Origin of the sequence: Flavobacterium sp. (genome assembly GCF_027531705.1) — a bacterium.
Taxonomy (GTDB): domain Bacteria; phylum Bacteroidota; class Bacteroidia; order Flavobacteriales; family Flavobacteriaceae; genus Flavobacterium.
Genome location: NZ_JAPZSP010000008.1, coordinates 17,456 through 41,653, shown reverse-complemented (window position 1 = coordinate 41,653; position 24,198 = coordinate 17,456). Strand labels below are relative to the sequence as shown.

The window sequence follows — 24,198 nt, the reverse complement described above, 5'->3', positions numbered from 1 at the left end:
TAATGATGAGTTTGAAGTTTCTAAAAAAAAGTGGTTAATTTTATGAAAAACTCAAAAATATTATTAATTATATTGTATTCATAAAACTAGAAAGATTGGATTCTTGTTCGATTTCTAATTTTTTTCTCAATCGATATCTATGCAATTCAACTCCTCTATATGAAATTCCCATCAAGGGTGCAATTTCTTTTGAAGTCAAGTTCATCTTTAAGTAAATACATAGTTTTTTATCTTTAGAGGAAAGTCTAGGATATTTGATTGCTAATCTATTTATAAAATCTTCGTGGCTCTTGAATAAATTATTTTCAAAAGTTTCCCATTCTTTTTTATTGATAGAATTCAGCTTAATTGTTTTTCTGATATTACTTTTAAGACTGCTGATGTCATTTTCTTTTTCAAGCAACAATTGAATTCCTTCAATCATTTCGGTTTGTTTGGCAATAGAGAGTGATTTACCCGCTACTTCAGATGCTTTTGTTTGTACTTGGATTTCAAGTATGTGCTTTTCAAACTCTTGTATTTTTAATTTATTCTCTGCATCTAACTCTAACTGAAGGATTTCCTTTTGATGCTTTAATTCTTCTTCTTTTAGTTTAATTTTTTCGGAGTATCTAATTTTATTCCATCGATAGTATAGGAAAAATGAGCCTGAAATAAGAATTGCATATAACAGAATCATCCAAAATGAAATATACCAAGGCTTTGAAACACTAAAATTGTAAGTTGTTATGCTTTTATAAGCAGAACCATTTAATGAATATATCGTAATCTCTTTTTGACCACTATCCAGGTTATTCAAAACAACTTTACTATCTGTTACAGGAACTATTTCTGAATCACTGTTTATTGAATAAAACAAATTTGGTTTGTAATATCCAAAATACGGCGTTATGATATTTAATTCTACTGTTTGATTGTTTGCTACATTCTCATTATTTGAAAGCAGAATACCATTACAAAAACCTTCAACGTAGATTTTTGTATCATTTATATTTTTTTTACTTTTAGGTTCATAGGAAAAGAATCCATCGTCTAAATTAAAGATGATTTTATTTCCTTCAATTAGAATATTAGTGTCTTGGTTGATTATTTTTCCTCTATAATATTTCTCTGGAATCAACTCCCAATCAAAACTGTTATTTGATTGCTTTATTAAGTAAAACAAGCCTTTTTTGACGATTACAAACCTATTAGTGTCAATCGGAATTATTTCGGATATATCTTTAAAATGATTATTAAACAACTCATTAACTGCTAACTTATTAGCTATTTGATCATATTGATACCAAGAATTGTTGATATAAAAAAGAATTTCACTTTTATAGTTAAAAAGCTTTACGCCAAAATCGTTCTTGATGCCACTACTCTGTGTAATATTTTCAACTTTATTGGTTTCAAAATTTCCGTTAAATGTAATTTTATACAAACTTTTATAATTATCAACAGCCCAAATTTCATTCAACTTGTTTTGCGCGAGATTTTTGATAGGTTTTGTAATATTATTTAGAGGTTTATAGCTAGAAAAATTGTCTTTTTTATAAACAATTATTCCCGCATAATTAGCTTGAAAATAATCATTACTAAAGTTACTTTTAAGAAATTTCCAACCGCCAGTAACATCGTTAATTTTCTTTATTTGATTGTTTTCATAAAGAAGTGTTCCATCATTATGTCCAATAAGATATTTTGAACCTACTTTATTGATTTGCCATACTTGGCCTTGAGAATTTTCAAGAAAATCTAGTTTCTTATTTTGATACTTAAAAACACCATGATTTGAACCTAATAAATAACCATTTTCAATACTTGCCATCGCATAAACAGAACCCAAAACACCCGTGTTGTCGGTCAAATTTAAGTAAGGAGAATTTATTTCAATGTGAGCAATTCCGTTGTCCATTCCGAGCCACAAATCATTTTCTTTATCAAAACCAATATTCAAAATTGAGTTGTTTGTCAAAGAATTATTTCGATTTATATTATAAGAAGCATTCGTTTTAATATTAACTACATATAATCCTTTAAAAGCAGTTCCAATAGCTAATCTGTCTTTATCAATGAACTTAGCCGCAATAATTAATTCGGTTTTTAATGAATTATTTAATGGATTATTCCATACAGAAAGTTTTTGATTATCATAAATATAAACACCATTTTTCTTAGTAAAAATATATGTTTTCGAATTATTTTCTTGAATAGAATGTATAATGGTATTATCTAATTTCAATCCATCAACAAGTGTAAATTTTTTATTTTGCAATAAAAATACTCCTCTATTTACAGAAGCAACATAAAGTTTGTTTTTAACTGGAAAACAATATGAAATTTGAAATGGTATTCTTATTTTTTCAATTCTATCATTAGATAAAATAAATAGTTCATTGAAAGATTGAAAGTAAATTTTTCCATCAAATTCAAAAATTTTCCATATTTCTTCGTTGTTAGAAATACCACTAAATAGATTTTTGTTTTGTGATAATGAACGGTAAATCATCACTCCATTTTCTCTTTTCCAATATCCAAATTCGTTGTAAGAACCACAATAAATTTTGTCTTTATAAGAAAAAACAGCGCGAATAACCGTTTGATTTGGCAAGGTATATTTTTCCCATTTTACACCATTGTAACGAAGAAAAAAGTGATTATTGGCAAAATACATTGCATTGTCATTACCTTGAGTTACATCCCAAACTTGATTGTCGCCATTGTAAATTGATTTGGTGAAATTTTCAACAAAAGGCAACATTTCTTGAGCTGTAGAAACAATTGAAAAACAGAATATAAAAATTATTTTTATTGCTATCTTCTTCAACATTAGTCTTATTTTATCTTCAAATATAACGCTTTTATTAGAAACAAAAAATCCCGAAATTAATCGAGATTTTTTGTTTATTTTCCATCAACATAGTCTTGCAAATACTTGAATCGTTCTGTTAACTTACCTTTTTCAGTCATTTTGGCTCGTTGTAAAATTCCGTCTTTATCGCCATTGAAAAAAGCTGGAATTACATGTTTCATAAACATTTCACCAAATCCTTCACTAGCATCTTTTGGCAATTCGCAAGGCAAATTATCGACAGACATTACCATTATAGAACCAGGATACGAATATGGAACTTCTTTGTGTTCATTAGGTAAATATCCAAAAAACGGATCAGCAATAGTTGAAGCTTTTATAGTACAAGCAATTGGTCCATCAACATCGCAAGAAACATCAGCAACAACTTGAATTTTACAATCAGCCGCTTTGAGCATTTCTCTTGTCAAAATATCTGGTGCACCATTTCCATGAAAATGTCCTGCTATATAAATATCTGAAACTTTTGTAAATCGTTCAAAATCTGACACATATTCTTGTGGATTCTTGTAAAAATCTTGATTGTTTAGAACTTGACCGTCTTTTCTTTTATTATAATCTAAAACATCTATTTGAGTATAAACGGGTTCAGAATATATTTTGTTCAAAAAATTATCAGATGAAACTTCTTTTATTTTCATTCCATCCAAAATCTCCTTAATTCCCATACCAACTTTACCGTGACCTGTCACCACAATTTTGATATTTGGCAGAATTTGTCGTTTTAATTTGGCAACTAATTCGTCTTTTCCATGCAACGTTTCTGCTTTTGGAATATTGAATAAATCAAACTTGATTCCGAAACCTCTAAATGCGTTGTAAGTTCCAACAATTCCGGCATAACGACCAAAGCCAATTAGTCTTTTATTGTTAGCATCCACGATAGTTTCATGGTCATAAAGTTCAATATTTTTTTCTAAAACAGCTTGCAACAATTTTCTATTATAAGGTTGCATTTTGATAGTGTGCGAAAAGAAAAAGTACTTTTTATTTGGAATTAATGCATCAACTGGAATTTCCTTTACTCCAAAAAGAACATCGCAATCGGTCATATCTGTTGCAACTTCTAGCCCTAAATTACTATATTGCTCATCTGAAAACACTCTTATATCTGAACTTTCAACTTTAATTTGTGCTTCTGAATGTTCCGTTTTTAATCTTACTAATTCTTCTGGTGTAAAAACAACTCTTCTATCAACAGGTATTTTACGTTCTTTTATAATTCCAAATTTCATTTTAAATGCTTTATTTTTCGACATCAAAAGTAGTTTTTACTACATCGTTTTCAAAACTTTTAGTTGCAAAATAAACTTCTCTGTTGCTATTGAATTTCAGTTAATTAACAATTTAACATTTTATTTTCTTGAAAACTTCTTTTATTTAAAGGATTTAATGCGCTATTTGTTTGCTTATATTTGCTTTTTAAGCTAACCAATGACTACCAAATTTAACCTTAAAACGATTTTTATCGTTACATCACTTTTTCTGTTTTTTTCATGTGCCAAACAAGAAAAAACAGATGCTATTTTGACTGAAATTTCAAATGAAACATTGCCCACAATTAAACCCTCAGCTGAAAAACTAGCACGACTTTCTAAAGGTTACATAGCTCAAAAGAAAGCTCCAGCAAAAGAATTTTGTGATAAATATTGGAAAGATGATACCGATAATTTAAGCTTTTTGGTCGCTAGAAATGGTCAAATTATTTATGAAAAATACAATGGTTTTGGAAATTTGGAAACCAAAACTATAATGAATCAAAATACTCCACTTCACATTGCTTCTGTTAGTAAAGTATTGACTGCAACAGCAATTTTATTACTTATTGATGCTGGAAAAATTGAATTAGATCAAAAAGTGAATACCATTTTAGAAAATTTTCCATATACAGAAATTACTATTCAAACCTTATTGAATCATAGAAGTGGATTGCGAAATTACGCTTATTTTACTGACGACAAAACCATTTGGGATTCGAGTAAGACACTTACTAATCAAGCCATTTTAAATCTTTTTTCAGAAAAAAACCTGCAATTAGATTATCCTACAGATACGCATTTTTGTTATTGTAATACCAACTATGCCATGTTAGCTTTGATAATTGAAAAAATTACCAAAACGAGCTATAAAGATGCTATGAAAAGAATGATTTTCAATCCGCTTGGAATGAAAAACTCGTATGTATTTGATGTCGAAAAAGATATAGAAAAATCTACGCCTTCTTATCGAGGCAATGGTTCTAAATTTGCTATAGATTTTCTTGATGGAGTTTACGGTGACAAAAACATTTATTCGACACCAAGAGATTTATTGAAATTTGATCTGGCGATAAATGCACCTACTTTTTTAAATCCTGAATTGAAAAAGAAAATGTATCAAGGTTACAGTTACGAAAGCAAAGGAGAAAAAAATTACGGGCTTGGAATGAGAATGATTGAATGGGAAACTGGACAAAAATATTACTTTCACAATGGCTGGTGGCACGGAAATACTTCCTCGTTTGTAACTTTAAAAAACGAAAGAGTAACCATAATTGCATTATCGAATAGATTTACTCGAAATGTATATGCGATTAGAAAACTTGCACCTTTATTTGGTGATTATCCATTTGTTTTCAAAGACGAGGAAGAATAATTTTCTACAAATCATAAAAAAGGCACTATATTTGCAAGCTATTTTAAAACTTCTGAAATTAGAATTCAGATGTCTAAAATAAAAATCTACTGGGGTCGACTGGTTTTGACAGCGAGTGGAACTAAATTGTAAGCACGTCGAGAACTGAGTCAATTCTCGTTAATAAATGGACTCAAAACTTTTATACGGCGAAGGAAACTACGCTCTTGCTGCATAATCTGAATTATAGTAAGATTAGCCACGCTCCTACAAGGTAGGAAAGCAGGATTTACCTCAAAAGCTTTGGTTTATAGCGTTTGGCCAAGGTAAATCGTAAATATAAACCTAGAAATGGTAAAGCTTTAAATCCATTTTGACACTGATAAAGCTAAGCGTTTGGTGGTTGTTTCTGTCCTAGCCCAACGTCGAAAACCTAAACAGGAAATAAGCGTGTAGAAAGCCATTTGGTTGCTTGTTTGGACCCGAGTTCGATTCTCGGCGACTCCACAAAAAATAATCGTAATCATTTATCTTAATAATGATTGCGATTTTTTTATTTTATAAACTTCTTTTTAATCAAATTCTTAAAATCAATGATAATTTTAAGTTATAAATATAGTTAGTCCAAAAAAAATAAATACTTTTGCACCTCTAAATTAATATTTTAAAAAGAAATGAAAAAAATTGCTTTATTATTAGCTACAATAAGTTTACTGGTATCTTGTAACAAAGATAAGTATGTGGTTACTGGAACTATCAAAGGTATCGAAAACGGAAAAAATGTATTTCTTGAAAAACAAGATGAAATGGGTCAATTGAAAGCGGTTGATACTGTTCAAGTTAAAGACGGAAAGTTCACATTTGAAGGAAAAGCTGTAGAACCAGAAATTCACTTAATTCAAGTTGATGGTGCAAACGGAAAAGTACCTTTTATATTAGAAAACGGTGATATCACAATGGTTATCAACAAAGATAGCATCATGAATACTAAGGTAACTGGAACTTATAATAATGATGAGTTAACAAGTTACAAAAAATCTGGTGAACAAATTCAAAAGAAAATGATGAAGTTCCAAGAAGATAATATGGCTAAAATGACAGAAGCGCAACAGAAAAAAGATACTGTTGTTATGAATAGTCTTAGAGCTGAGTACATGAAGTTTCAAGAAGATTTCGCTAAACAATCTGATACTTATGTGTCAAGTCATCCAAAAGCATTTATTTCTGCTTTGATAATTGAAGGAATGTTTAACCAAATGGCTCCTGATGTTAAAAAAATTGAAGAATATTATAATAAATTGGATAAATCATTACAAGGTACTAAACCAGGTAAATCTATCAAAACAAAGTTAGATCAAATAAAAAATCCAACTGCTGCTCCACAAGCTCCAGCAATGCCGCAAGGTGCTGCTCCAGCTCCAGCTAAATGAGGAAAAGTTGGTAAACAAGCACCTGATTTTTCTGCAAAATCTCCTGATGGTAAACTAATTTCTCTGAAAGAATCTTTAGGAAAAGTTACTATAATTGATTTTTGGGCTTCATGGTGTGGACCTTGCCGAAGAGAAAATCCAAATGTTGTTGCTCTATATAATGAGTTTCATTCAAAAGGATTAAACATAATAGGTGTCTCTCTTGATGAAGATTTATCTAAATGGAAAGATGCCATTGCAAAAGACAAAATCACTTGGACTCAAGTTTCTAACCTTAAAGGTTGGAAAGATCCAATAGCAAAGCAATATGAAGTAGAACAAATTCCAACAACATTTTTGCTAGATGCAAATGGAAAATTCATTGCTAGAGATCTTTTTGGTGAAGAATTAAAAGCTAAAATACAAGAAGTTCTTAGTTCAAAATAAGCTAATACTAAAAAATCTCCTTCGGGAGATTTTTTTTATTTAATTCGTTTTCAAAGTTTTAAAAATTAATGCAAAATTAAGTACACTAATTGTTTGCAAACATCAAAAGTGTTTTTATATTTGCAACCGCTTTCGGGGAGATACTCAAGCGGCCAACGAGGGCAGACTGTAAATCTGCTGTGTGAACTTCGCAGGTTCGAATCCTGCTCTCCCCACAAAAAAAACCGTATCGATATTGATACGGTTTTTTTGTTTATTCTTCAAAAGCAACTTCGCCTTCCCAATTCATAAATCCACCTTCAAGGTTATATGTATTTTCAAAACCCATTTGATTCATTATAGAACAGGCTTGACCACTTCTTCCACCTGCTTTACAATACACATAATAATTTTTGGTTTTATCCAATTCTTCTAATCGATAAATAAAGCCTTGTCCTTTATATATATCATTAAAAACAGCATTAGGAATAAAACCTTCATTCCATTCTTCTTCTGTTCTTACATCTAAAATAACTGCGTTTGCATCATTTTTCAATTGCTCTGCCCACTCTTTTTGTGATAAATTCATTGTTTTCAATTTTTTTCAAATATAATTTATTTTGAATTTTCTACAATAGATTATTTCCAAAATTCCAAATCACAATATCATTTAACTGATTTTGTGACGGTTAAGTATTTTTAACAAAAAGATAACAATCAAAAAGTTGTTTGGTTTGAAAATAGAAGTACATTTGTATATACAAATATTGTATTTACAATTATGAGGATTGAGGAAATAACAAAATCAAATGTAAAAATGGACGATTCCAAAAGAATTGTTTTAAATATTCTTTACACTAACAATGTAATTGGTGATAAGTTTCTCGATATCTTAAAACCTTATGATTTATCTGGTGAACAATATAATGTTTTGAGAATATTGAGAGGTCAAAAAGGAAATCCTGCTAATATGTGTGTGATTCAAGAGCGAATGATTACCAAAAACAGTAATACTACTCGATTGATAGATAAACTTTTACTAAAGGAATTAGTAACTCGAAATGTTTGTCCAGAAAATAGGAGAAAAATTGAGGTAGAAATCACAAAAAAAGGATTGAATATTCTATTAGAGTTAGATCCAAAGGTAAAAGAATACGAAGAAAATTTCGCCAATAATCTTTTGCCAGAAGAAATTCAACAATTAATTTCATTATTAGAAAAATATAGACAAGTAAAATAAATAATTATGAGCAATTTTATAGAAAATGCAAACTGGCGTTACGCCACCAAAAAATTTGATGCAACTAAAAAAGTATCAAAAGATGATTTAGAAACATTAAAAGAAGCAATAAGACTATCTGCTTCATCTTATGGTCTACAACCTTACCAAGTTTTAATCATTGAAAATCCTGAAATAAGACAACAATTATTGTCAGCTTCTTGGGGTCAAACTCAAATTGTTGATGCTGCTTTTGTAGTAGTATTTGCAAGTATTACCAACATTGGAGAAACAGAAATCGATGCTTATTTCAAAAATATAACCGAAACACGTGGAATTCCAATGGAATCGGTTCAAGGTTATGCTGATTTTATGAAATCAAATATAACAACATTGCCTCTTGAAGTTAGAAATACTTGGACTTCAAAACAAACTTACATTGCATTAGGAAACTTATTAAGCGCTGCTGCTGAGCTCAAAATAGATGTAACTCCAATGGAAGGTTTTGTTGCTGAGAAATACAATGAAATTTTAGGGCTAACTGAAAAAAAATTAAATGCAAGCTTAGTAGCAACTGTTGGTTACCGTCACGAAGAAGATGCGACACAACACTACGCAAAAGTGCGCAAATCAAACGAAGAATTATTTATCAATTTATAATCATTAACTATTTAACACTTTTATTATCATGAAAAATTTAAAAACAATTGCAATTGCATTATTCGTAGCTGTATCAACATTAGCAACAGCTCAAACAAAAAAAGTTGACGCTTCAAAAAGTACAGTAGCGTGGATTGGAAAAAAAGTAACTGGTCAACACAATGGAACAATTAACTTAAAAGATGGTGCTTTAGTTTTCAAAAAAAGTAAACTAAAAGGTGGAACTTTTACAGTTGATATGTCTTCAATAAACACAACTGATTTGACAGGTGAATACAAAGGAAAATTAGATGGTCACTTGAAAGCTGATGACTTCTTTGGAACTGACAAATACCCTACTTCAAAATTAGTTTTCAAAAAAATCGCTGATAAAGGAAATGGTGTTTACGCTGTAACAGCAGATTTAACTATCAAAGATATAACAAATCCAATTAAATTTGATATTACTGTAAAAGGTTCTACAGCTTCAACTTCTTTGAAAATTGACAGAACTAAATACGGAATTAAATATGGTTCTGGAAGTTTCTTTGATAATTTAGGAGATAAAACTATCAACGACGAATTCCAATTAGATGTAACATTACAATTCTAATAGTTACTTTTAATTTGTTAGAAAAACCTTCAAGGAAACTTGGAGGTTTTTTTTATTTAAAACTATCTTTGCCTAATGAAAAAAGTGCTAGTTATTGACAATTACGATAGTTTCACCTATAATTTGGTGCATTACCTAGAAGCACTAAACTGTGAAGTAAGCGTTTATAGAAACGATGAATTTGAATTGGATGAAATAGCTACTTTTACCAAAATTTTACTATCGCCAGGTCCAGGAATTCCTGATGAAGCTGGATTATTGAAGGAAGTAATCAAAACCTATGCTTCAACTAAAAGCATATTAGGAATTTGTCTTGGACAACAAGCAATTGGAGAAGTTTTTGGTGGAAAATTAGAAAACCTCAATCAAGTTTTTCACGGTGTTGCTACCGAAATTGAAGTTATAGAACCCAACGATTTATTATTCAAAAATTTGCCTTCCAAATTTGAAGTTGGTCGCTATCATTCGTGGGTAATTTCAAAAGAAAATTATTCTGAAGATTTAGAAATTACTTCAATAGATACAAATGGAGAAATCATGTCAATTAGTCATAAAAAGTTCGATGTGAAAGGTGTTCAATTTCATCCAGAAAGTATCTTAACACCAAACGGAAAACAGATTTTAGAAAACTGGTTGAATTCTTAGTTTACAAAAAAAATGCTAATTAATTTTCACACGAATTCCACTAATTTACACTAATTATGTTTTCTCTTTATTTCACTAAAATTTCTTTACATTAGAAATTTGTGAAATCTTTTGGATAGTTTTAATTCGTGAAAATTAGTGGAATTCGTGTTTTTTTTCTATTTCAATTTATTCTTCAAAGCTTTAGAAACTCCATTTTTATGCAACACAATTCCAGTCGATTTTAATTGCACAAATGCTTTTGTTACATATAAATAACCTTTATAATCATTGGTTTCGCCCCAGGAATTTTTTACTTTGTAATATGTTCTTCCATTTTGATCTTTAGCTGAACCAACTATTTGCATTGCGTGATCATCAGTTGTGTATAAACTATATAAACCTTCCAAACGTATATCTTCATTAATGTCTTTTTCTGGCATTGGACCATCAAAAAGAGTTTTTCTTTGTTCGTCAGTAATATTATATAAATCCAAATCTGGTACAAAAGCTACTCCGTTTTTCCAGCTAAAATAAGGCTCAGAAACATCTGAAGACCATGCAACTGTATAACCTTTATCTAATGCATAATCAATGATGTCGGTCAATTCTGTCATCGGAACATTGTATAATTGGTCATAACTCCAGTTGTCTGGCACCGGCAAAACCATTTTTTGGTAATAAGGTGAATCCTTATAATTAGAAAACTCGATATAATCATCAGGATTGATTCCAACTACTTCTTTAGCAAATGTATGTGGATTGTATTCTTTTCCTGCGTAAGTAAAAGTTGCTGGCAATTTACCTAATTTTTCATCTAAATAATTATTGATATCAGCAACCCAAGAAGTTCCTTTTGTCGGACTAGGATTTTTGATATACTCATCTAAAATTGCTTTGAATTTATCTTGAAATTCACCTGATTTTACTGTTCCTTTTCCGTAATCTTCAAGGGTATAAGCCGATTGCGGCATTGCTCCGTATTTGCGCATAATATTCAAAACATCATGTGTTTCGCCACCATCGCCTAAACCCATATTTCCGTTAAAAAGAATATAATTTCTAGCTTTTGACAAATAAACGTGTCTTGCAGTATAAATTTCTGCCAAATCCACAGGTTGTTTTCCCATACGAATCATTTCTGTCTCTAGAAAAGAATTTCCAGAATAACTCCAACATGTTCCAGCAGAACCTTGACTTTTCACAGAAGTAGTTTCCAAATTTTTGACATCCGAAAACACATATTTTGAATTTAGTGAAGCGTTATTGATTACTTTTTTAATCAAATCATCTTGTGCGAACAAACTCATTGAGCAAAATAAACCCGCAACTAATAGACTTTTTCTCATTTTTATAAATTATTTAGTTTGTAAAAGTAAAATTTTATCCCAAATTCACTTTTATTTTAACATATTTTTTATCGGGTAAAAACTAGCTGATTTCCTTTTGAAAGATTGTCATCATAACGATAACCTTCATAATTGAAACCTTTCAGATCATCAATAGTTTCGGCATTTGTATCAACAATATAGCGTACCATCAAGCCTCTCGCCTTTTTGGCAAAAAAGCTAATCATTTTCAATTTTCCGTCTTTGTAATCTTTGAATTCTGGCGTAATCACTGGAACTTTCAAAGCTTTCAGATCTACAGCCGAAAAATATTCGTTACTCGCCAAATTGATAAATAAATCGCCTTTTTTCAATTCTTTATTTAAAGCAGTTGTAATTGTTTCTTTCCAAAAATCGTATAAGTTTTTGCTTTCGCCAATGGTTAATTTTGTTCCCATTTCCAATCGGTAAGGTTGCATTAAATCTAATGGTTTCAAAATTCCATATAAACCAGAAAGAATTCGGAGTTTCTCTTGCAAAACAGCTACTTTTTCCATTGAAAGTGAATAAGCATCCAAACCTGTATAAACATCGCCATCAAAGGCGTAAAGCGCAGGTCTAGCATTTTCTGGAGTAAATGGCGTTTTCCAAGTTTTATTTCGTTGCCAATTGAGTTCACCCAACTTATCCGAAATATCCATTAATTCAGACAATTCAATAGGCGATTTTTGCTTGATAATTTTATGAATGATTTTACTTTCTTTTAAAAATTTGCTTTGCGAGAACTTACTAGTTGGCAAAGGTTTTTCAAAATCCAAAGCTTTAGAAGGAGAAATGACTATTTTCATAATTTGATTAAAATGATAACAAAAATACAAATTTAAAAGGTAATTTAATTATTATAAGTTAATTTTACCTTTCAAACAGTAACATTATGAATCCCTATTTAGATATTACTTTAAGAAGTGTTTCAGTTTATTTTTTTATGATAATTGCGCTTCGAATTTTTGGCAAAAAGCAATTGTCACAACTAAATACTGCCGATGTAATTTTGATTTTACTAATTAGTAATTCGGTTCAAAATGCAATGGTTGGAAATAATACTTCGCTTTATGGCGGAATTGTGGCGGCATTAGCGCTTTTTGTAATTAATTATATTTTCAAAAAAGTGATGTCTAAATCAGAATTTATAAAAAATTTAGTTCAAGACACACCAGAAATCCTTATTCACAATGGAAAAATCGAATTTAAAACCATTGGAAGATTAGGAATAACCGATGATGAACTAAAAGAAGCCATGAGAGAACACGGAATTGAATTTTATAAAGATGTAAAATTGGCTATGTTCGAAATTGACGGAAGTATAAGCATTATTTCGGGTGATAATCATTTAAAACAAACCCATCACAAAAGAAAAATTCATAAAACATTAGGAAATTTAAACAATTAAACATGACCAAAAACAGACTTGAAGCCTTCAGCGACGGTGTTTTAGCTATTATAATAACTATCATGGTTTTGGAATTTAAAGTACCGAACGATACTACATTTGAATCCGTTTTAAAATTATCTCATAAATTTTTGAGTTACATTTTGAGTTTTATTTATGTTGGAATTTATTGGAACAACCATCATCATATGCTTCATACCGTCAAACATGTTAATGGAAAAATTCTTTGGGCAAATTTACATTTACTATTTTGGTTATCCTTAATTCCCTTTACAACTGCTTGGATTGGTGAACACCACTTTGCCTCTTTCCCAATGATGCTTTATGGAATTGTATTGTTAATGAACGCTATTGCCTATTTTATTTTACAATATACAATAATTGCAAACCATGGAAAAGACTCCATTTTATCGAAAGCTTTAGGTAAAGATTTTAAAGGAAAAGTTTCCGTAGTTTTGTACATAATCGCTGTAATTTTAACCAAATATTACACTTTAATCTCAGGGATTTTATACATTATCGTTGCCATAATGTGGTTAATTCCAGACAAAAGAATTGAAAAAATTCTAGAAGAAGAAAATTAAAAATTAAAAAAAATGAACATTATATCTCAAATCATCGTCGGATTTATTGCTTTTATTCACCTTTACATTCTTTGGTTAGAAATGTTTGCATGGACAACACGTGCCAAAAAAGTATTCAAAACTATTCCCGAAGATCAATTTGAAAAAACCAAAGTTATGGCTTCCAATCAAGGTTTATACAACGGATTTCTCGCAGCAGGATTGATTTGGTCACTCTTAATTTCTGATTCGATTTGGAGTAAAAATGTAGCATTATTTTTTCTAATCTGCGTTTTAGTTGCCGGAATTTATGGTGCCATGACAGCTTCAAAACGAATTTTGTTTGTTCAAGCGATTCCTGCAGCTTTGGGAGTTTTGAGTTTGGTGTTGAGTAATTTTTAGTAACATTGCATAAAATTATAACTATGAAAAAAAGTAATCATCCAAGAAATAAATCTATTCTATTTTTAATGTTTATTTTGTTTTGTATAAACGGTAATTCACAACAAATTAGTGGAACTGTTTATGATGAAGACAAAAAGCCATTGTCAAATGTTGAAATACTCAATCAAAATAATTTTTTTGTTACATTATCAAATGTAGATGGTAGTTTTATTATTAATGGTAAAACAAAAGATATTTTAAAGTTTAGTTATCTAAATAAGCAAACTATATTAGATACTATCAATAACGTAGAAAAAAACAAAATTTATTTTGAAGTTGAACCAAAAATAGTAATACAACAACCAACGCCAATTGAAAAACCTGTATTAAAAAGCAATCCTTTCAAAAATGTTATTACTGGAAAAGTTTACGATGATAGTGGTCCTTTACCTGGAGCAAATGTTAAAATAAAAGGTACTAAAATTGGTACTCAAACAAATTTTGATGGTTATTATGGTATAGATGCTAAAATTGGAGATGTGTTAGAAATTAGTTTTTTAGGGCTGAAAACTGTTATAATAAAGGTAAACAATAAAGTAATGAACGTTCGTTTAGATGAAAGTGGTAGTTCATTAAGTGAAGTAGTGGTAACAAGTCTTGGAATTAAAAAAGAAAAAAAATCTTTGGGATATTCAATTGCTGGAATAAAAGTAACATCCGATGAAACAACAACTGCGTCAACCTCAAAAGTTGCTGGAAATAAAATTCAAAAAGCAGGTCAATTAACTGCTGGTGAAGTAAACGATTTTAGTCATTATGAATATTGGCAAGGATTAACAACTTCTGAATTAAACCAATGGAAAAATCATTGGAAACTCAATCCAACTTATAGATATTCACTTATTCTTAAAAATAAAAATGGTTTTCCAATTATCAATAAAACAGTTCATTTAAAAAATGAAAATGAAATTGTATGGACTGCTAAAACTGATAATACTGGTCGTGCAGAATTATGGGTTGATCCTAATGATTTATTAGTAGAAAAAAGTTCGTTTACTGAACTGCAAATCATTGATGAAGAACAAACCATTTTAGCCATTAAACCAAAAGAATTTCATAAAGGAATAAACTTCTATACTTATGAATACGACTGTGCCGAATATAACAAAATCAATATTGCTTTTGCAATTGATGCAACAGGCTCGATGGGCGATGAAATAAGTTATTTACAAGCAGAATTATTCGACGTCATCGAAAGAACTAAAAAGGAGTTTCCAAGAGCTGATTTATCAATTGGCAGCCTTTTTTATAGAGATAAAGATGATGAATATTTGGTGAAAAATTTCGATTTTACATCAGATATTCAAAATCTTATATCGTTCATTAAAATGCAAAATGCAAATGGCGGTGGCGATTATCCAGAAGCCGTTATAGAAGCTTTAGGAAATTCAATCGAAAAGATGAATTGGGATGAAGATGCAAGAGCAAAACTATTATTTTTATTATTAGATGCTCCACCACATTATTCTGAAGAAAACATAATTGAACTACAAAATTTAGCTAAAAAAGCAGCTGAAAAAGGCATACGAATTATTCCAATTGCTGCCAGTGGAATTGATAAAAGCACTGAATACTTAATGAGGTCATTGGCATTAGAAACTAACGGAACTTATCTTTTTATATCTAACCATAGTGGAATTGGAGATAATCATATTGAGCCATCAACAGAAACTTATAAAGTAGAGTTGTTAAATGATTTGATATTAAGAATCATTATTCAATTTTCTTCTGTAAACAATTGCAATTCAGAAGAAAAAAATTATTCTAAGAACACAAAAATAGAAGAAAATCTTTCTAATTTAGAAGAAATCAATCTAAAATATTACCCAAATCCAACAAGTAACTTTATAAATATCACAACAAGTAAAGAAGTATCGGAGCTATATTTGTATGACACAACGGGTAAGTTAATTTTGTATAAAACAGAAAAATCAAAAGACTATAAAATAGATTTATCTGATTTTCCAAATGCAATTTATTATCTTAAAGTCATAGTCGGTGAAAAAGATTTTTTTGGAAAAATAATTAAACGCAACTAAAAAGATTTAAGCAAATAAATTTTAAGCTTAACCCTATAGCTTGGATTTGCAATCAGTATAAACAATTAAGAACTATTAGTTTCTAAAATAAAACTATTCTAAAACACTATCAATTTTTTAATATCATATTATAAAAATAATTCTTTATTAAAAATAAAAAATATATTGAGATTAATAAAATTAAACTACATGATTAGTTATTGGTTAGATTATTGAAAAACTAGTAGACTTTGAAATGATGGAATTGTTACAGAAAAATTAAAATTTCTGTTTTCCTACCACTAATTCAAAAAAAAGTTTAAAATCGGAGATTAATGACCAAAATGGATATTGGAAAGTAGCAGGCTTATTTTTTTCAAAGAAGAAATGTCCAACCCACGCAAAACCATATCCAACAATTGGTAAGATCCAAAAATAGTTGTATTGATTTGTGATGATAAAATAAGATATCAGTACAAAAAACAACAAAGTTCCAACAAAATGCAAAATTCTAGAAGTTCTGTTGCTGTGTTCTGTCAAATAAAAAGCATAAAAATCGCTGTACTTTTTTATTCTATCCATGTTTTACTCTTCCAAATCAATTAAAAAGCTATTTAAAAACGCTACTGATTTTTCAATATCATAATGTAAAATTCTATCTTCTTTTACAAATGGAACTTCTTCACGATACGATTTTAAGAACATTTCAATAAAATCACTTGATTTTAATGGTCTTCTAAATTCAATAGCTTGCGAAGCATTCATCAATTCTATAGCCAAAATACGTTCCAAGTTCTCCATGATTTTCAAGCATTTGGTTGCCGCATTTGCTCCCATCGAAACATGATCTTCTTGTCCGTTACTCGAAACAATACTGTCAATACTTGCTGGAGTTGCCAATTGTTTATTCTGACTAGCAATACTTGCAGCGGTATATTGTGGAATCATAAAACCTGAATTCAAACCTGGATTATCTACTAAAAATGCAGGCAAACCACGTAAACCAGATATCAACTGATAGGTTCTTCTTTCCGAAATACTTCCTAATTCTGATAAAGCAATCGCTAGGAAATCTAAAGCCAAAGCTAAAGGTTGACCATGAAAATTTCCACCAGAAATAATCACATCTTCACCAACAAAAATATTTGGATTATCCGTAACCGAATTGATTTCAGTCTTAAAAACTTTCTTTACATAATCTATTGTATCTTTAGAAGCACCATGTACTTGTGGAATACAACGGAATGAATATGGATCTTGAACGTGTTGTTTTTCTTGAGCAATTATTTGACTGTCTTCCAATAATTCTGTCATACGTTTAGCAGTCACAATCTGCCCTTTATGCGGACGAACATAATGTATCAATTCATTAAAAGGTTCGATTCTTCCATCAAATCCTTCTAAAGAAATCGCCGAAATCACATCTGCCAAATACGAAAACTTCATCGCTTTTAACAAAATATAACTGCCATACGAACTCATAAATTGTGTTCCGTTCAGCAATGCCAAACCTTCTTTAGATTGCAAAACGATTGGCTTCCAACCCATTTTATCCAAAACCTTTTTTGCTGGTTGACGAAATCCTTCGTAATTCACTTCGCCTTCACCTAATAAAGGTAACGATAAATGAGCCAACGGAGCCAAATCGCCACTTGCACCAAGCGAACCTTGAGTATAAATTACAGGTAAAATATCATTGTTATAAAAATCAACTAAACGCTCAACCGTTTGTAATTGAACACCCGAATTTCCGTAACTCAAACTCTGAATTTTAAGCAACAACATGATTTTTACAATCTCTTGAGGCACTTCATCTCCAGTTCCACAGGCATGAGACTTCACTAAGTTTTCTTGAAGTTGCGATAAGTTTTCATCAGATATAATCACATTACACAACGAGCCAAAACCAGTATTGATTCCGTAAATCGGTTTGTCGTGCGAAGCCATTTTCTTATCCAAATACTCGCGGCATTTTTGAATATTAATTTTAGCTTCTTCCGATAAAGCAATTGGTTTATGTTGCGCTATAATGTCTTGCAAAGTCTCTAATTGCAACACTTCCGAACTGATGTAATGCGAATGCTCCATTTTTTGAATGTAATTTGAGCTCAAAATTCAGCAAACAATTGTTAAAATACAACTATTTTAACTTCTATTTTATTATCAAATCAATAATTTTTAGCTTTTATAACGATTCAAATAATTTATTTCAAATGCGATAACGATGTAAAATTGTGATATTCATAAAAATACAAGCAACATTTTTTTGATTAACAAAAAATACTACTTTTGAAATGTATGATGAACAACAAAAATAATACCACTTCACTTTTAACAACCACTTCTTTGGTTGTGACTTTTGTTGGCACAACATCTACAACGACTACAACCCCATTTGGGGTATAATTTTCACATATTATCCAATTTCTATGGGCTTTCAATTGAGAGCAAAATTTTATTAACCACATAGAAACATAGTGGTCACATAGCTAAGAAGGTTTTATAGGTATTTCATTTAAACATAGATATAAATAATTAAAGGCAAATAGACACGCGTATAAACACAGTGCTATCTATATGTATAAAAAGAAAATTATGATTACACAAAAACAAATTGATGATTTAACATATAAAATCATTGGAGCTGCAATTGAAGTTCATAAAATAATGGGAAGAGGTTTACTCGAAAGTGTTTATCATCAATGCTTAAAAGAAGAATTAAATATCAGAGGAATTAACTATGTATCTGAAATGAAAATTCCTGTAATTTATAAAGAAAAAGAACTAATTTCAGATTTTAGGTGCGATTTATTAGTTGAAAATTTGATTATTGTAGAATTAAAAGCAATTACAGAAATACATCCAATTGTTGAAGCACAAATTTTAAATTACATGAAGCTTACAAAATCACCAAAAGGAATACTGATAAATTTTAATTGTTCAAACATCTTCAAAGATGGGCAAAAAACCTATGTAAATGAATATTATAAAAATTTGCCAAATAACATATAAAAGAGATAAAGCGCTATGAAATCTATGTAAAGCAAAGCGACTTACTTCGCTTCAATCAAAATTCTATGATTTCTATGTGGTAAAAAAATAAAAACTATGATAACACTAAAATTCGGCGGCACTTCTGTAGCTAATGCCCAAAACATAAAACTCGTAATCGAGATTGTCAATCAAAAAGCCAATGAAAATAAACTTGCTGTAGTGGTTTCAGCATTAAGTGGCGTGACTGACATGCTTATCAATGCTTCCAAAAAAGCTGCTTTAAAAGACGAATCGTATAAAAATGCAATAGACGAAATCAAACAGAAACACTTTGATGCAATTGCTGATTTGGTTGATAATTCAAATCAAAATCAATTGCTAATCAAGATTAACAGTCAAATCAATCAACTGCAAACCTTACTTGACGGCTGTTTCCTTTTGGGCGAATTATCTCCAAGAACTGCTGATGCTATTGCAAGTTTTGGTGAACTTTTGTCATCACAAATTATTGCTATTGCTTTGCAACAAACCATTCCGAATAGTACTTTCAAAGACAGTCGTGAGCTAATCAAAACCAATTCTAACTTCGGAAAAGCATCTGTTGATTTTGATTTAACCAATCAATTAATTGCTGATTATTTTGGTTCCAATAAATCGCAAGTCGTTCTTTTACCTGGTTTTATTGCTTCTGATGAACTTGAAAATACAACAACTCTAGGTCGTGGCGGTTCCGATTATACAGCTGCCATTATTGCCAATGGAACAAAATCGGACGCTTTAGAAATTTGGACCGATGTGAATGGAATGTTTACAGCAAATCCTAAAATCGTAAAACAAGCGCAACCAATCGAATCGATTTCTTATCAAGAAGCTATGGAGTTGTCGCATTTTGGCGCCAAAGTTTTGTATCCACCAACAATTCAACCGGTTTTGAATTCGCAGATTCCAATTTGGATTAAAAATACTTTTGAACCTCAAGCTTTTGGAACATATATTTCAAATGAAAATCAAGCTTCCAATAACCCAATAAAAGGAATTTCTCATATTGATAAAATTGCATTATTAACTTTGGAAGGCTCTGGAATGATTGGTGTAGCTGGTTCTTCCAAACGCTTATTTTCTGTGCTTTCTCAAAATAACATCAACGTAATTTTTATCACACAAGCATCTTCTGAACATTCTATTTGTATTGGAATTCAAAACCAAGATGCCGATTTGGCAAAAAAAGCAATTGAAACAGAATTCCAAATAGAAATTAGTCAAAACAAAATTGATCCTTGTTTTGTTGAAAAAGATTTGTGTATTGTAGCTTTAGTTGGTGAAAACATGAAGAATCATCAAGGTTTAAGCGGAAAAATGTTCAGTACTTTAGGGAAAAACAACGTTAATATTCGTGCGATTGCTCAAGGTGCTTCCGAAAGAAATATATCGGTAGTAATCAACGAAAAAGATGTTAAAAAAGCTTTGAATACGCTTCATGAACGTTTCTTTGAAGACAATACCAAACAGTTGAATTTATTCGTAATGGGTGTTGGAAATGTTGGAGAGAAATTCATTGATCAAATTAACCAACAAAAGAAATTCTTGAAAGAAAATCTCAAAATTAATGTTAGAGTAATTGCACTTTCCAATTCTCGTAAAATAATTTTCAATGAAGATGGAATGAACTTAAAAGATTGGAAATCACTTATAGAAAATGGAGAAAATGCTAACGTTTCCGAATTTATTGCAAAAGCAAAAAGTTTGAATTTGCGCAATAGTATTTTTGTAGATATTACTGCTAATCATGACATTGCATTGATTTATGACCAATTTTTAAAACAAAATATTGCGGTAGTAACTTGTAACAAAATTGCATGTTCTTCTCAATTTGAAAATTACAAATACTTAAAATCTTTATCTAGAAAATACAACGCTCCTTTCCTATTTGAAACCAATGTTGGAGCAGGTTTACCAATTATCGATACACTTAAACATTTGATTGCTTCAGGTGATAAAGTCAATAGAATCAATGCAGTTTTATCGGGAAGTTTAAATTTTATTTTTAACAATTTTAGTGATTCCTATAACTTTCATGATGTTGTAAAAGAAGCTGGAGTACAAGGATTTACTGAACCCGACCCAAAAATTGATTTAAGTGGTGTTGATGTGGCTAGAAAAATTCTAATCCTAATTCGCGAAAGCGGTTACGAAATGGAAATGGAACATATAGAAAACAATTGTTTTTTACCACAAGAATGCATGGAAACCAACAATAATGAAGATTTTTTCAAATCGCTAACAAAACATTCAAGTCATTTTGAAAATCTTTTAGCCGAAGCCAAATCGAAAGATTCTCGATTAAAATTCGTAGCTTCGTTTGATAACGGAAAAGCGAGTGTTGGTTTACAATTTATTCCGAAAGAAAGTCCGTTTTATAATTTGGAAGGAAAAGACAATATCGTAGAATTTTACACCGATAGATACATCGACCAACCGTTAATTATAAAAGGCGCTGGTGCTGGCGCTGCCGTTACCGCATCAGGAATTTTTGCCGATGTAATTCGAATTGGAAATGTGTAGAGACAAGGCATTGCCTTGTCTCTACACGCAAAAAATAAAAAAATGAACGAAATAAAAATATTCTGTCCAGCGACAATCGCCAATCTCAATTGCGGGTTCGACGTTTTAGGTCTTTGCCTAGAAGGAATTGGTGACGAAATGATTATCCGAAAAACAGCTGAAAAAGGCATAAGAATTACAAAAATAATTGGTGCTACTTTACCGATGGAAACCGAAAAAAATGTGGCTGGTGTTGCAGGTTTAGCTATTATAAAAAATATGGAAATTGACTTTGGTTTCGAAATTGAAATCCATAAAAAAATTAAAGCTGGAAGTGGTATTGGAAGTTCTTCTGCAAGTGCAGCTGGAGCGGTTTTTGGCATTAATGAATTGCTTGGCAAACCTTTTTCAAAACACGAATTGGTAGATTTTGCCATGAAAGGAGAAGCTATTGCAAGTGGTTGTGAACATGCCGATAACGTTGCTCCTTGCCTACTAGGAGGATTTACTTTAGTTCGAGGTTACAATCCTTTAGATGTGATTCGAATTGAAAGTCCGAGTGAATTGTATGCTGTAGTTTTACATCCGCATATTGAGGTAAAAACAGCTGATGCTCGTGCGGTTTTGCAACCCAAGATTCCATTAAAAGATGCTATTACACAAACAGGAAATCTTGGTGGTTTAATTGCTGGTTTGTACACTTCCGATTATGATTTAATTGGTCGTTCGCTAAAAGATGTAATCATCGAACCTTTAAGAAAACATTTAATTCCTAATTTTGATGAAGTGAAAAATGCAGCTTTGCTAAATGACGCTTTAGGATCGGGAATTTCTGGTGCTGGACCATCAATTTTCGCCTTATGTAAAGGTCAAGAAAAAGCTGAAAAAGTAGCTTTTGCCATGAGTGAAAGCTATCAAAATACAGGAATTGCATTTGATATGCACATTTCAAGAATTAATCCGAATGGCGTTAAATTAATTTAAACCACATAGAAACATAGAAAAAACATAGCAAGAAAGGCTTCATAGACATTTTATTAAACATAGAAACATCACTATGAAACCTATGTAAAGCGAAGCGACTTTTCGCACAATCCAAATCCTATGATTTCTATGTGGTTAAAAAATAATAAAAATGAAATATTACAGTTTAAACAATAAAAATAGTAAAGTTTCTTTTCAAGAAGCCGTTATTCAAGGACTTGCACCTGATAAAGGTTTGTATTTTCCTGAAACAATTAATCAATTACCACAATCTTTTTTTGAGAATATTGAAAGCTTATCAAACGAAGAAATTGCTTTCAATGCCATGCAACAATTTGTAGGCAACGAAATTCCTGAAGCTGAATTAAAGCAAATCATTGCCGAAACCTTGTCATTTGATTTTCCTTTGATTAAAGTAGAAGAAAATGTCTATTCACTTGAGTTATTTCACGGACCAACAATGGCATTTAAAGACGTTGGTGCTCGATTTATGTCAAGATGTTTGGCGCATTTTAATCGTAATAAAGATCAAAAAAATACCGTTTTAGTAGCAACTTCTGGAGATACTGGTGGTGCCGTTGCAAGCGGATTTCTTGGTGTAAAAGGCGTTGAAGTAGTGATTCTTTATCCCTCAGGAAAAGTTAGTGATATTCAAGAACGACAATTAACCACTTTAGGTCAAAATATTACGGCTTTAGAAGTCGATAGCGTTTTTGACGATTGCCAAGATATGGTCAAAAAAGCGTTTTTAGATGCCGATTTGAATCACAAAAATCTGACATCTGCCAATTCTATAAACATTGCTCGTTGGTTACCACAAATGTTCTATTTTTTCTTTGCTTATAAGGAATTGAAAAAACACAACAAACCTTTAATCGTGTCTTGCCCAAGTGGAAATTTCGGAAATATTTGCGCCGGAATTATGGCTAAAAAATTAGGTTTACCGCTAACCCATTTTGTTGCGTCAACGAATGCCAATGATACAATTCCAAGATTTTTAGAAAATGGAATTTATAACGCAAAACCTTCCATTGCTACAATTTCAAACGCTATGGATGTTGGAAATCCGAGTAACTTCGTTCGAATTCAAGAAATGTATAATAATGATTTATCTGAATTTGAAAAGGATTTTTCTTCTTATACTTACACTGATGAAGAAACCAAATATGCTATGAAAAACATTTATACCAATTCAGGATACATTGCCGAACCTCACGGTGCAGTCGGTTATTTAGGTTTGAGAAAAGAATTAGAAAAACAACCCAACTCGATTGGTTTTTTTCTAGAAACTGCACATCCAATTAAGTTTTTAGATATTGTTGAACCTGTTTTAAATGTCAAGCTGGAAATTCCAAAACAGATTGAAAGCGTTTTAGGTAAAGATAAAGTTAGCATCAAAATTAAAAGTTATGACGAATTTAAAACTTTTTTAAACAAGTAAATTAAACAACTTTTTTAGGGAATTGTATAAGAGTT

Annotated in this window: 21 protein-coding genes, 1 tRNA gene, 1 other RNA gene and 1 pseudogene; 17 read left to right on the top strand and 7 right to left on the bottom strand. The window is 30.6% G+C overall.

Annotation, left to right across the window (positions count from 1 at the left end; all coding sequences use genetic code 11):
• Window positions 1-67: 67 nt before the first annotated feature.
• The gene (locus tag O9267_RS03355) at window positions 68-2,815 is read right to left on the bottom strand and encodes a histidine kinase (protein WP_298175958.1); all 2,748 of its coding nucleotides are present in this window, start codon (window positions 2,813-2,815) and stop codon (window positions 68-70) included.
• A gap of 74 nt (window positions 2,816-2,889) precedes the next feature.
• Entirely contained in the window at window positions 2,890-4,092 is a 1,203-nt protein-coding gene (locus O9267_RS03350; RefSeq protein ID WP_298176264.1) for an NAD(P)-dependent oxidoreductase, read from the bottom strand.
• Between the two features lie 199 nt (window positions 4,093-4,291).
• Between O9267_RS03350 and O9267_RS03345 the strand changes: the two genes are divergently transcribed.
• The 5 genes and pseudogenes from O9267_RS03345 (at window position 4,292) to O9267_RS03330 (ending at window position 7,541) form a co-directional block, all read left to right on the top strand.
• Window positions 4,292-5,491 carry a serine hydrolase domain-containing protein gene (locus tag O9267_RS03345; protein WP_298175956.1) on the top strand — a complete coding sequence of 400 codons (1,200 nt, stop codon included), beginning with the start codon at window positions 4,292-4,294 and terminating at the stop codon, window positions 5,489-5,491.
• 91 nt (window positions 5,492-5,582) lie between these two features.
• Window positions 5,583-5,980, top strand: a transfer-messenger RNA (tmRNA) gene (gene ssrA, locus O9267_RS03340).
• A gap of 164 nt (window positions 5,981-6,144) precedes the next feature.
• Window positions 6,145-6,900 carry a DUF4369 domain-containing protein gene (locus tag O9267_RS03335; RefSeq protein WP_298175953.1) on the top strand — a complete coding sequence of 252 codons (756 nt, stop codon included), beginning with the start codon at window positions 6,145-6,147 and terminating at the stop codon, window positions 6,898-6,900.
• A 15-nt stretch (window positions 6,901-6,915) separates the two neighbouring features.
• Window positions 6,916-7,326: pseudogene (locus O9267_RS14595) on the top strand (TlpA disulfide reductase family protein); the annotation flags it as partial.
• Window positions 7,327-7,460: 134 nt separating this feature from the next.
• A tRNA-Tyr gene (locus O9267_RS03330) sits at window positions 7,461-7,541 on the top strand.
• A 38-nt stretch (window positions 7,542-7,579) separates the two neighbouring features.
• Here O9267_RS03330 and O9267_RS03325 read toward each other — a convergent pair.
• The gene (locus O9267_RS03325; protein ID WP_298175952.1) at window positions 7,580-7,894 is read right to left on the bottom strand and encodes a rhodanese-like domain-containing protein; all 315 of its coding nucleotides are present in this window, start codon (window positions 7,892-7,894) and stop codon (window positions 7,580-7,582) included.
• A 192-nt stretch (window positions 7,895-8,086) separates the two neighbouring features.
• Here O9267_RS03325 and O9267_RS03320 point away from each other — a divergent pair, with 192 nt between their 5' ends.
• The 4 genes from O9267_RS03320 to O9267_RS03305 all read left to right on the top strand — a co-directional run bounded on the left by O9267_RS03320 (window position 8,087) and on the right by O9267_RS03305 (window position 10,421).
• Window positions 8,087-8,545 (top strand): MarR family transcriptional regulator, encoded by a 459-nt coding sequence (locus O9267_RS03320; protein ID WP_298175950.1) that lies wholly within the window; start codon window positions 8,087-8,089, stop codon window positions 8,543-8,545.
• A gap of 6 nt (window positions 8,546-8,551) precedes the next feature.
• Window positions 8,552-9,184 carry an NAD(P)H-dependent oxidoreductase gene (locus O9267_RS03315; RefSeq protein WP_298175947.1) on the top strand — a complete coding sequence of 211 codons (633 nt, stop codon included), beginning with the start codon at window positions 8,552-8,554 and terminating at the stop codon, window positions 9,182-9,184.
• A 28-nt stretch (window positions 9,185-9,212) separates the two neighbouring features.
• Entirely contained in the window at window positions 9,213-9,776 is a 564-nt protein-coding gene (locus O9267_RS03310; RefSeq protein ID WP_298175945.1) for a YceI family protein, read from the top strand.
• Window positions 9,777-9,851: 75 nt separating this feature from the next.
• Window positions 9,852-10,421, top strand: coding sequence for an aminodeoxychorismate/anthranilate synthase component II (locus tag O9267_RS03305; protein ID WP_298175944.1), 570 nt, complete (start codon window positions 9,852-9,854; stop codon window positions 10,419-10,421).
• A 158-nt stretch (window positions 10,422-10,579) separates the two neighbouring features.
• On the opposite strand, the gene O9267_RS03300 is transcribed toward O9267_RS03305, so the two are convergent.
• The gene (locus O9267_RS03300; protein WP_298175942.1) at window positions 10,580-11,749 is read right to left on the bottom strand and encodes a C1 family peptidase; all 1,170 of its coding nucleotides are present in this window, start codon (window positions 11,747-11,749) and stop codon (window positions 10,580-10,582) included.
• A gap of 68 nt (window positions 11,750-11,817) precedes the next feature.
• Window positions 11,818-12,576, bottom strand: a complete 759-nt coding sequence (yaaA, locus tag O9267_RS03295) for a peroxide stress protein YaaA (RefSeq protein WP_298175940.1) — start codon at window positions 12,574-12,576, stop codon at window positions 11,818-11,820.
• Between the two features lie 86 nt (window positions 12,577-12,662).
• On the opposite strand from yaaA, the gene O9267_RS03290 reads away from it, so the two are divergent.
• Genes O9267_RS03290 through O9267_RS03275 form a run of 4 tightly spaced genes read left to right on the top strand, consistent with a single transcriptional unit; the run spans window position 12,663 to window position 16,224 of the window.
• Complete coding sequence (locus O9267_RS03290) at window positions 12,663-13,178, top strand: YetF domain-containing protein (protein WP_298175938.1); 516 nt, start codon at window positions 12,663-12,665, stop codon at window positions 13,176-13,178.
• Window positions 13,179-13,180: 2 nt separating this feature from the next.
• Window positions 13,181-13,762, top strand: coding sequence for a TMEM175 family protein (locus tag O9267_RS03285; protein WP_298175936.1), 582 nt, complete (start codon window positions 13,181-13,183; stop codon window positions 13,760-13,762).
• A 12-nt stretch (window positions 13,763-13,774) separates the two neighbouring features.
• Window positions 13,775-14,143: a DUF1304 domain-containing protein gene (locus O9267_RS03280; RefSeq protein ID WP_298175934.1), complete on the top strand. Its 369-nt coding sequence runs from the start codon at window positions 13,775-13,777 to the stop codon at window positions 14,141-14,143.
• 23 nt (window positions 14,144-14,166) lie between these two features.
• Entirely contained in the window at window positions 14,167-16,224 is a 2,058-nt protein-coding gene (locus tag O9267_RS03275; RefSeq protein ID WP_298175932.1) for a carboxypeptidase-like regulatory domain-containing protein, read from the top strand.
• Between the two features lie 258 nt (window positions 16,225-16,482).
• Here O9267_RS03275 and O9267_RS03270 read toward each other — a convergent pair whose 3' ends face one another.
• Complete coding sequence (locus O9267_RS03270; RefSeq protein ID WP_298175930.1) at window positions 16,483-16,785, bottom strand: DUF962 domain-containing protein; 303 nt, start codon at window positions 16,783-16,785, stop codon at window positions 16,483-16,485.
• 3 nt (window positions 16,786-16,788) lie between these two features.
• Window positions 16,789-18,291, bottom strand: coding sequence for a histidine ammonia-lyase (hutH, locus tag O9267_RS03265; protein ID WP_298175928.1), 1,503 nt, complete (start codon window positions 18,289-18,291; stop codon window positions 16,789-16,791).
• 507 nt (window positions 18,292-18,798) lie between these two features.
• On the opposite strand from hutH, the gene O9267_RS03260 reads away from it, so the two are divergent.
• The 4 genes from O9267_RS03260 (at window position 18,799) to thrC (ending at window position 24,163) form a co-directional block, all read left to right on the top strand.
• Window positions 18,799-19,215: a GxxExxY protein gene (locus O9267_RS03260; protein ID WP_298175926.1), complete on the top strand. Its 417-nt coding sequence runs from the start codon at window positions 18,799-18,801 to the stop codon at window positions 19,213-19,215.
• Window positions 19,216-19,311: 96 nt separating this feature from the next.
• A complete protein-coding gene (gene thrA / locus O9267_RS03255) occupies window positions 19,312-21,759 on the top strand; it encodes a bifunctional aspartate kinase/homoserine dehydrogenase I (protein WP_298175924.1) in 2,448 nt (815 codons plus the stop codon).
• 42 nt (window positions 21,760-21,801) lie between these two features.
• Window positions 21,802-22,722, top strand: coding sequence for a homoserine kinase (locus O9267_RS03250; protein WP_298175922.1), 921 nt, complete (start codon window positions 21,802-21,804; stop codon window positions 22,720-22,722).
• A 151-nt stretch (window positions 22,723-22,873) separates the two neighbouring features.
• On the top strand, window positions 22,874-24,163 hold the full coding sequence (thrC, locus tag O9267_RS03245) for a threonine synthase (protein ID WP_298175920.1): 1,290 nt from the start codon (window positions 22,874-22,876) through the stop codon (window positions 24,161-24,163).
• The last annotated feature ends 35 nt before the right edge of the window (window positions 24,164-24,198 follow it).

What these genes read in the sequence shown, in the direction of transcription:
- O9267_RS03285 (WP_298175936.1), top strand. Translation starts at nt 13,181, where the DNA reads ATGACCAAAAACAGACTTGAAGCCTTCAGCGACGGTGTTTTAGCTATT.
- O9267_RS03325 (WP_298175952.1), bottom strand. Translation starts at nt 7,894, where the DNA reads ATGAATTTATCACAAAAAGAGTGGGCAGAGCAATTGAAAAATGATGCA.
- O9267_RS03320 (WP_298175950.1), top strand. Translation starts at nt 8,087, where the DNA reads ATGAGGATTGAGGAAATAACAAAATCAAATGTAAAAATGGACGATTCC.
- thrA (WP_298175924.1), top strand. Translation starts at nt 19,312, where the DNA reads ATGATAACACTAAAATTCGGCGGCACTTCTGTAGCTAATGCCCAAAAC.
- O9267_RS03335 (WP_298175953.1), top strand. Translation starts at nt 6,145, where the DNA reads ATGAAAAAAATTGCTTTATTATTAGCTACAATAAGTTTACTGGTATCT.
- O9267_RS03315 (WP_298175947.1), top strand. Translation starts at nt 8,552, where the DNA reads ATGAGCAATTTTATAGAAAATGCAAACTGGCGTTACGCCACCAAAAAA.
- O9267_RS03250 (WP_298175922.1), top strand. Translation starts at nt 21,802, where the DNA reads ATGAACGAAATAAAAATATTCTGTCCAGCGACAATCGCCAATCTCAAT.
- O9267_RS03275 (WP_298175932.1), top strand. Translation starts at nt 14,167, where the DNA reads ATGAAAAAAAGTAATCATCCAAGAAATAAATCTATTCTATTTTTAATG.
- O9267_RS03290 (WP_298175938.1), top strand. Translation starts at nt 12,663, where the DNA reads ATGAATCCCTATTTAGATATTACTTTAAGAAGTGTTTCAGTTTATTTT.
- O9267_RS03300 (WP_298175942.1), bottom strand. Translation starts at nt 11,749, where the DNA reads ATGAGAAAAAGTCTATTAGTTGCGGGTTTATTTTGCTCAATGAGTTTG.
- hutH (WP_298175928.1), bottom strand. Translation starts at nt 18,291, where the DNA reads ATGGAGCATTCGCATTACATCAGTTCGGAAGTGTTGCAATTAGAGACT.
- O9267_RS03310 (WP_298175945.1), top strand. Translation starts at nt 9,213, where the DNA reads ATGAAAAATTTAAAAACAATTGCAATTGCATTATTCGTAGCTGTATCA.
- thrC (WP_298175920.1), top strand. Translation starts at nt 22,874, where the DNA reads ATGAAATATTACAGTTTAAACAATAAAAATAGTAAAGTTTCTTTTCAA.
- O9267_RS03270 (WP_298175930.1), bottom strand. Translation starts at nt 16,785, where the DNA reads ATGGATAGAATAAAAAAGTACAGCGATTTTTATGCTTTTTATTTGACA.
- O9267_RS03280 (WP_298175934.1), top strand. Translation starts at nt 13,775, where the DNA reads ATGAACATTATATCTCAAATCATCGTCGGATTTATTGCTTTTATTCAC.
- O9267_RS03305 (WP_298175944.1), top strand. Translation starts at nt 9,852, where the DNA reads ATGAAAAAAGTGCTAGTTATTGACAATTACGATAGTTTCACCTATAAT.
- yaaA (WP_298175940.1), bottom strand. Translation starts at nt 12,576, where the DNA reads ATGAAAATAGTCATTTCTCCTTCTAAAGCTTTGGATTTTGAAAAACCT.
- O9267_RS03355 (WP_298175958.1), bottom strand. Translation starts at nt 2,815, where the DNA reads ATGTTGAAGAAGATAGCAATAAAAATAATTTTTATATTCTGTTTTTCA.
- O9267_RS03350 (WP_298176264.1), bottom strand. Translation starts at nt 4,092, where the DNA reads ATGAAATTTGGAATTATAAAAGAACGTAAAATACCTGTTGATAGAAGA.
- O9267_RS03260 (WP_298175926.1), top strand. Translation starts at nt 18,799, where the DNA reads ATGATTACACAAAAACAAATTGATGATTTAACATATAAAATCATTGGA.
- O9267_RS03345 (WP_298175956.1), top strand. Translation starts at nt 4,292, where the DNA reads ATGACTACCAAATTTAACCTTAAAACGATTTTTATCGTTACATCACTT.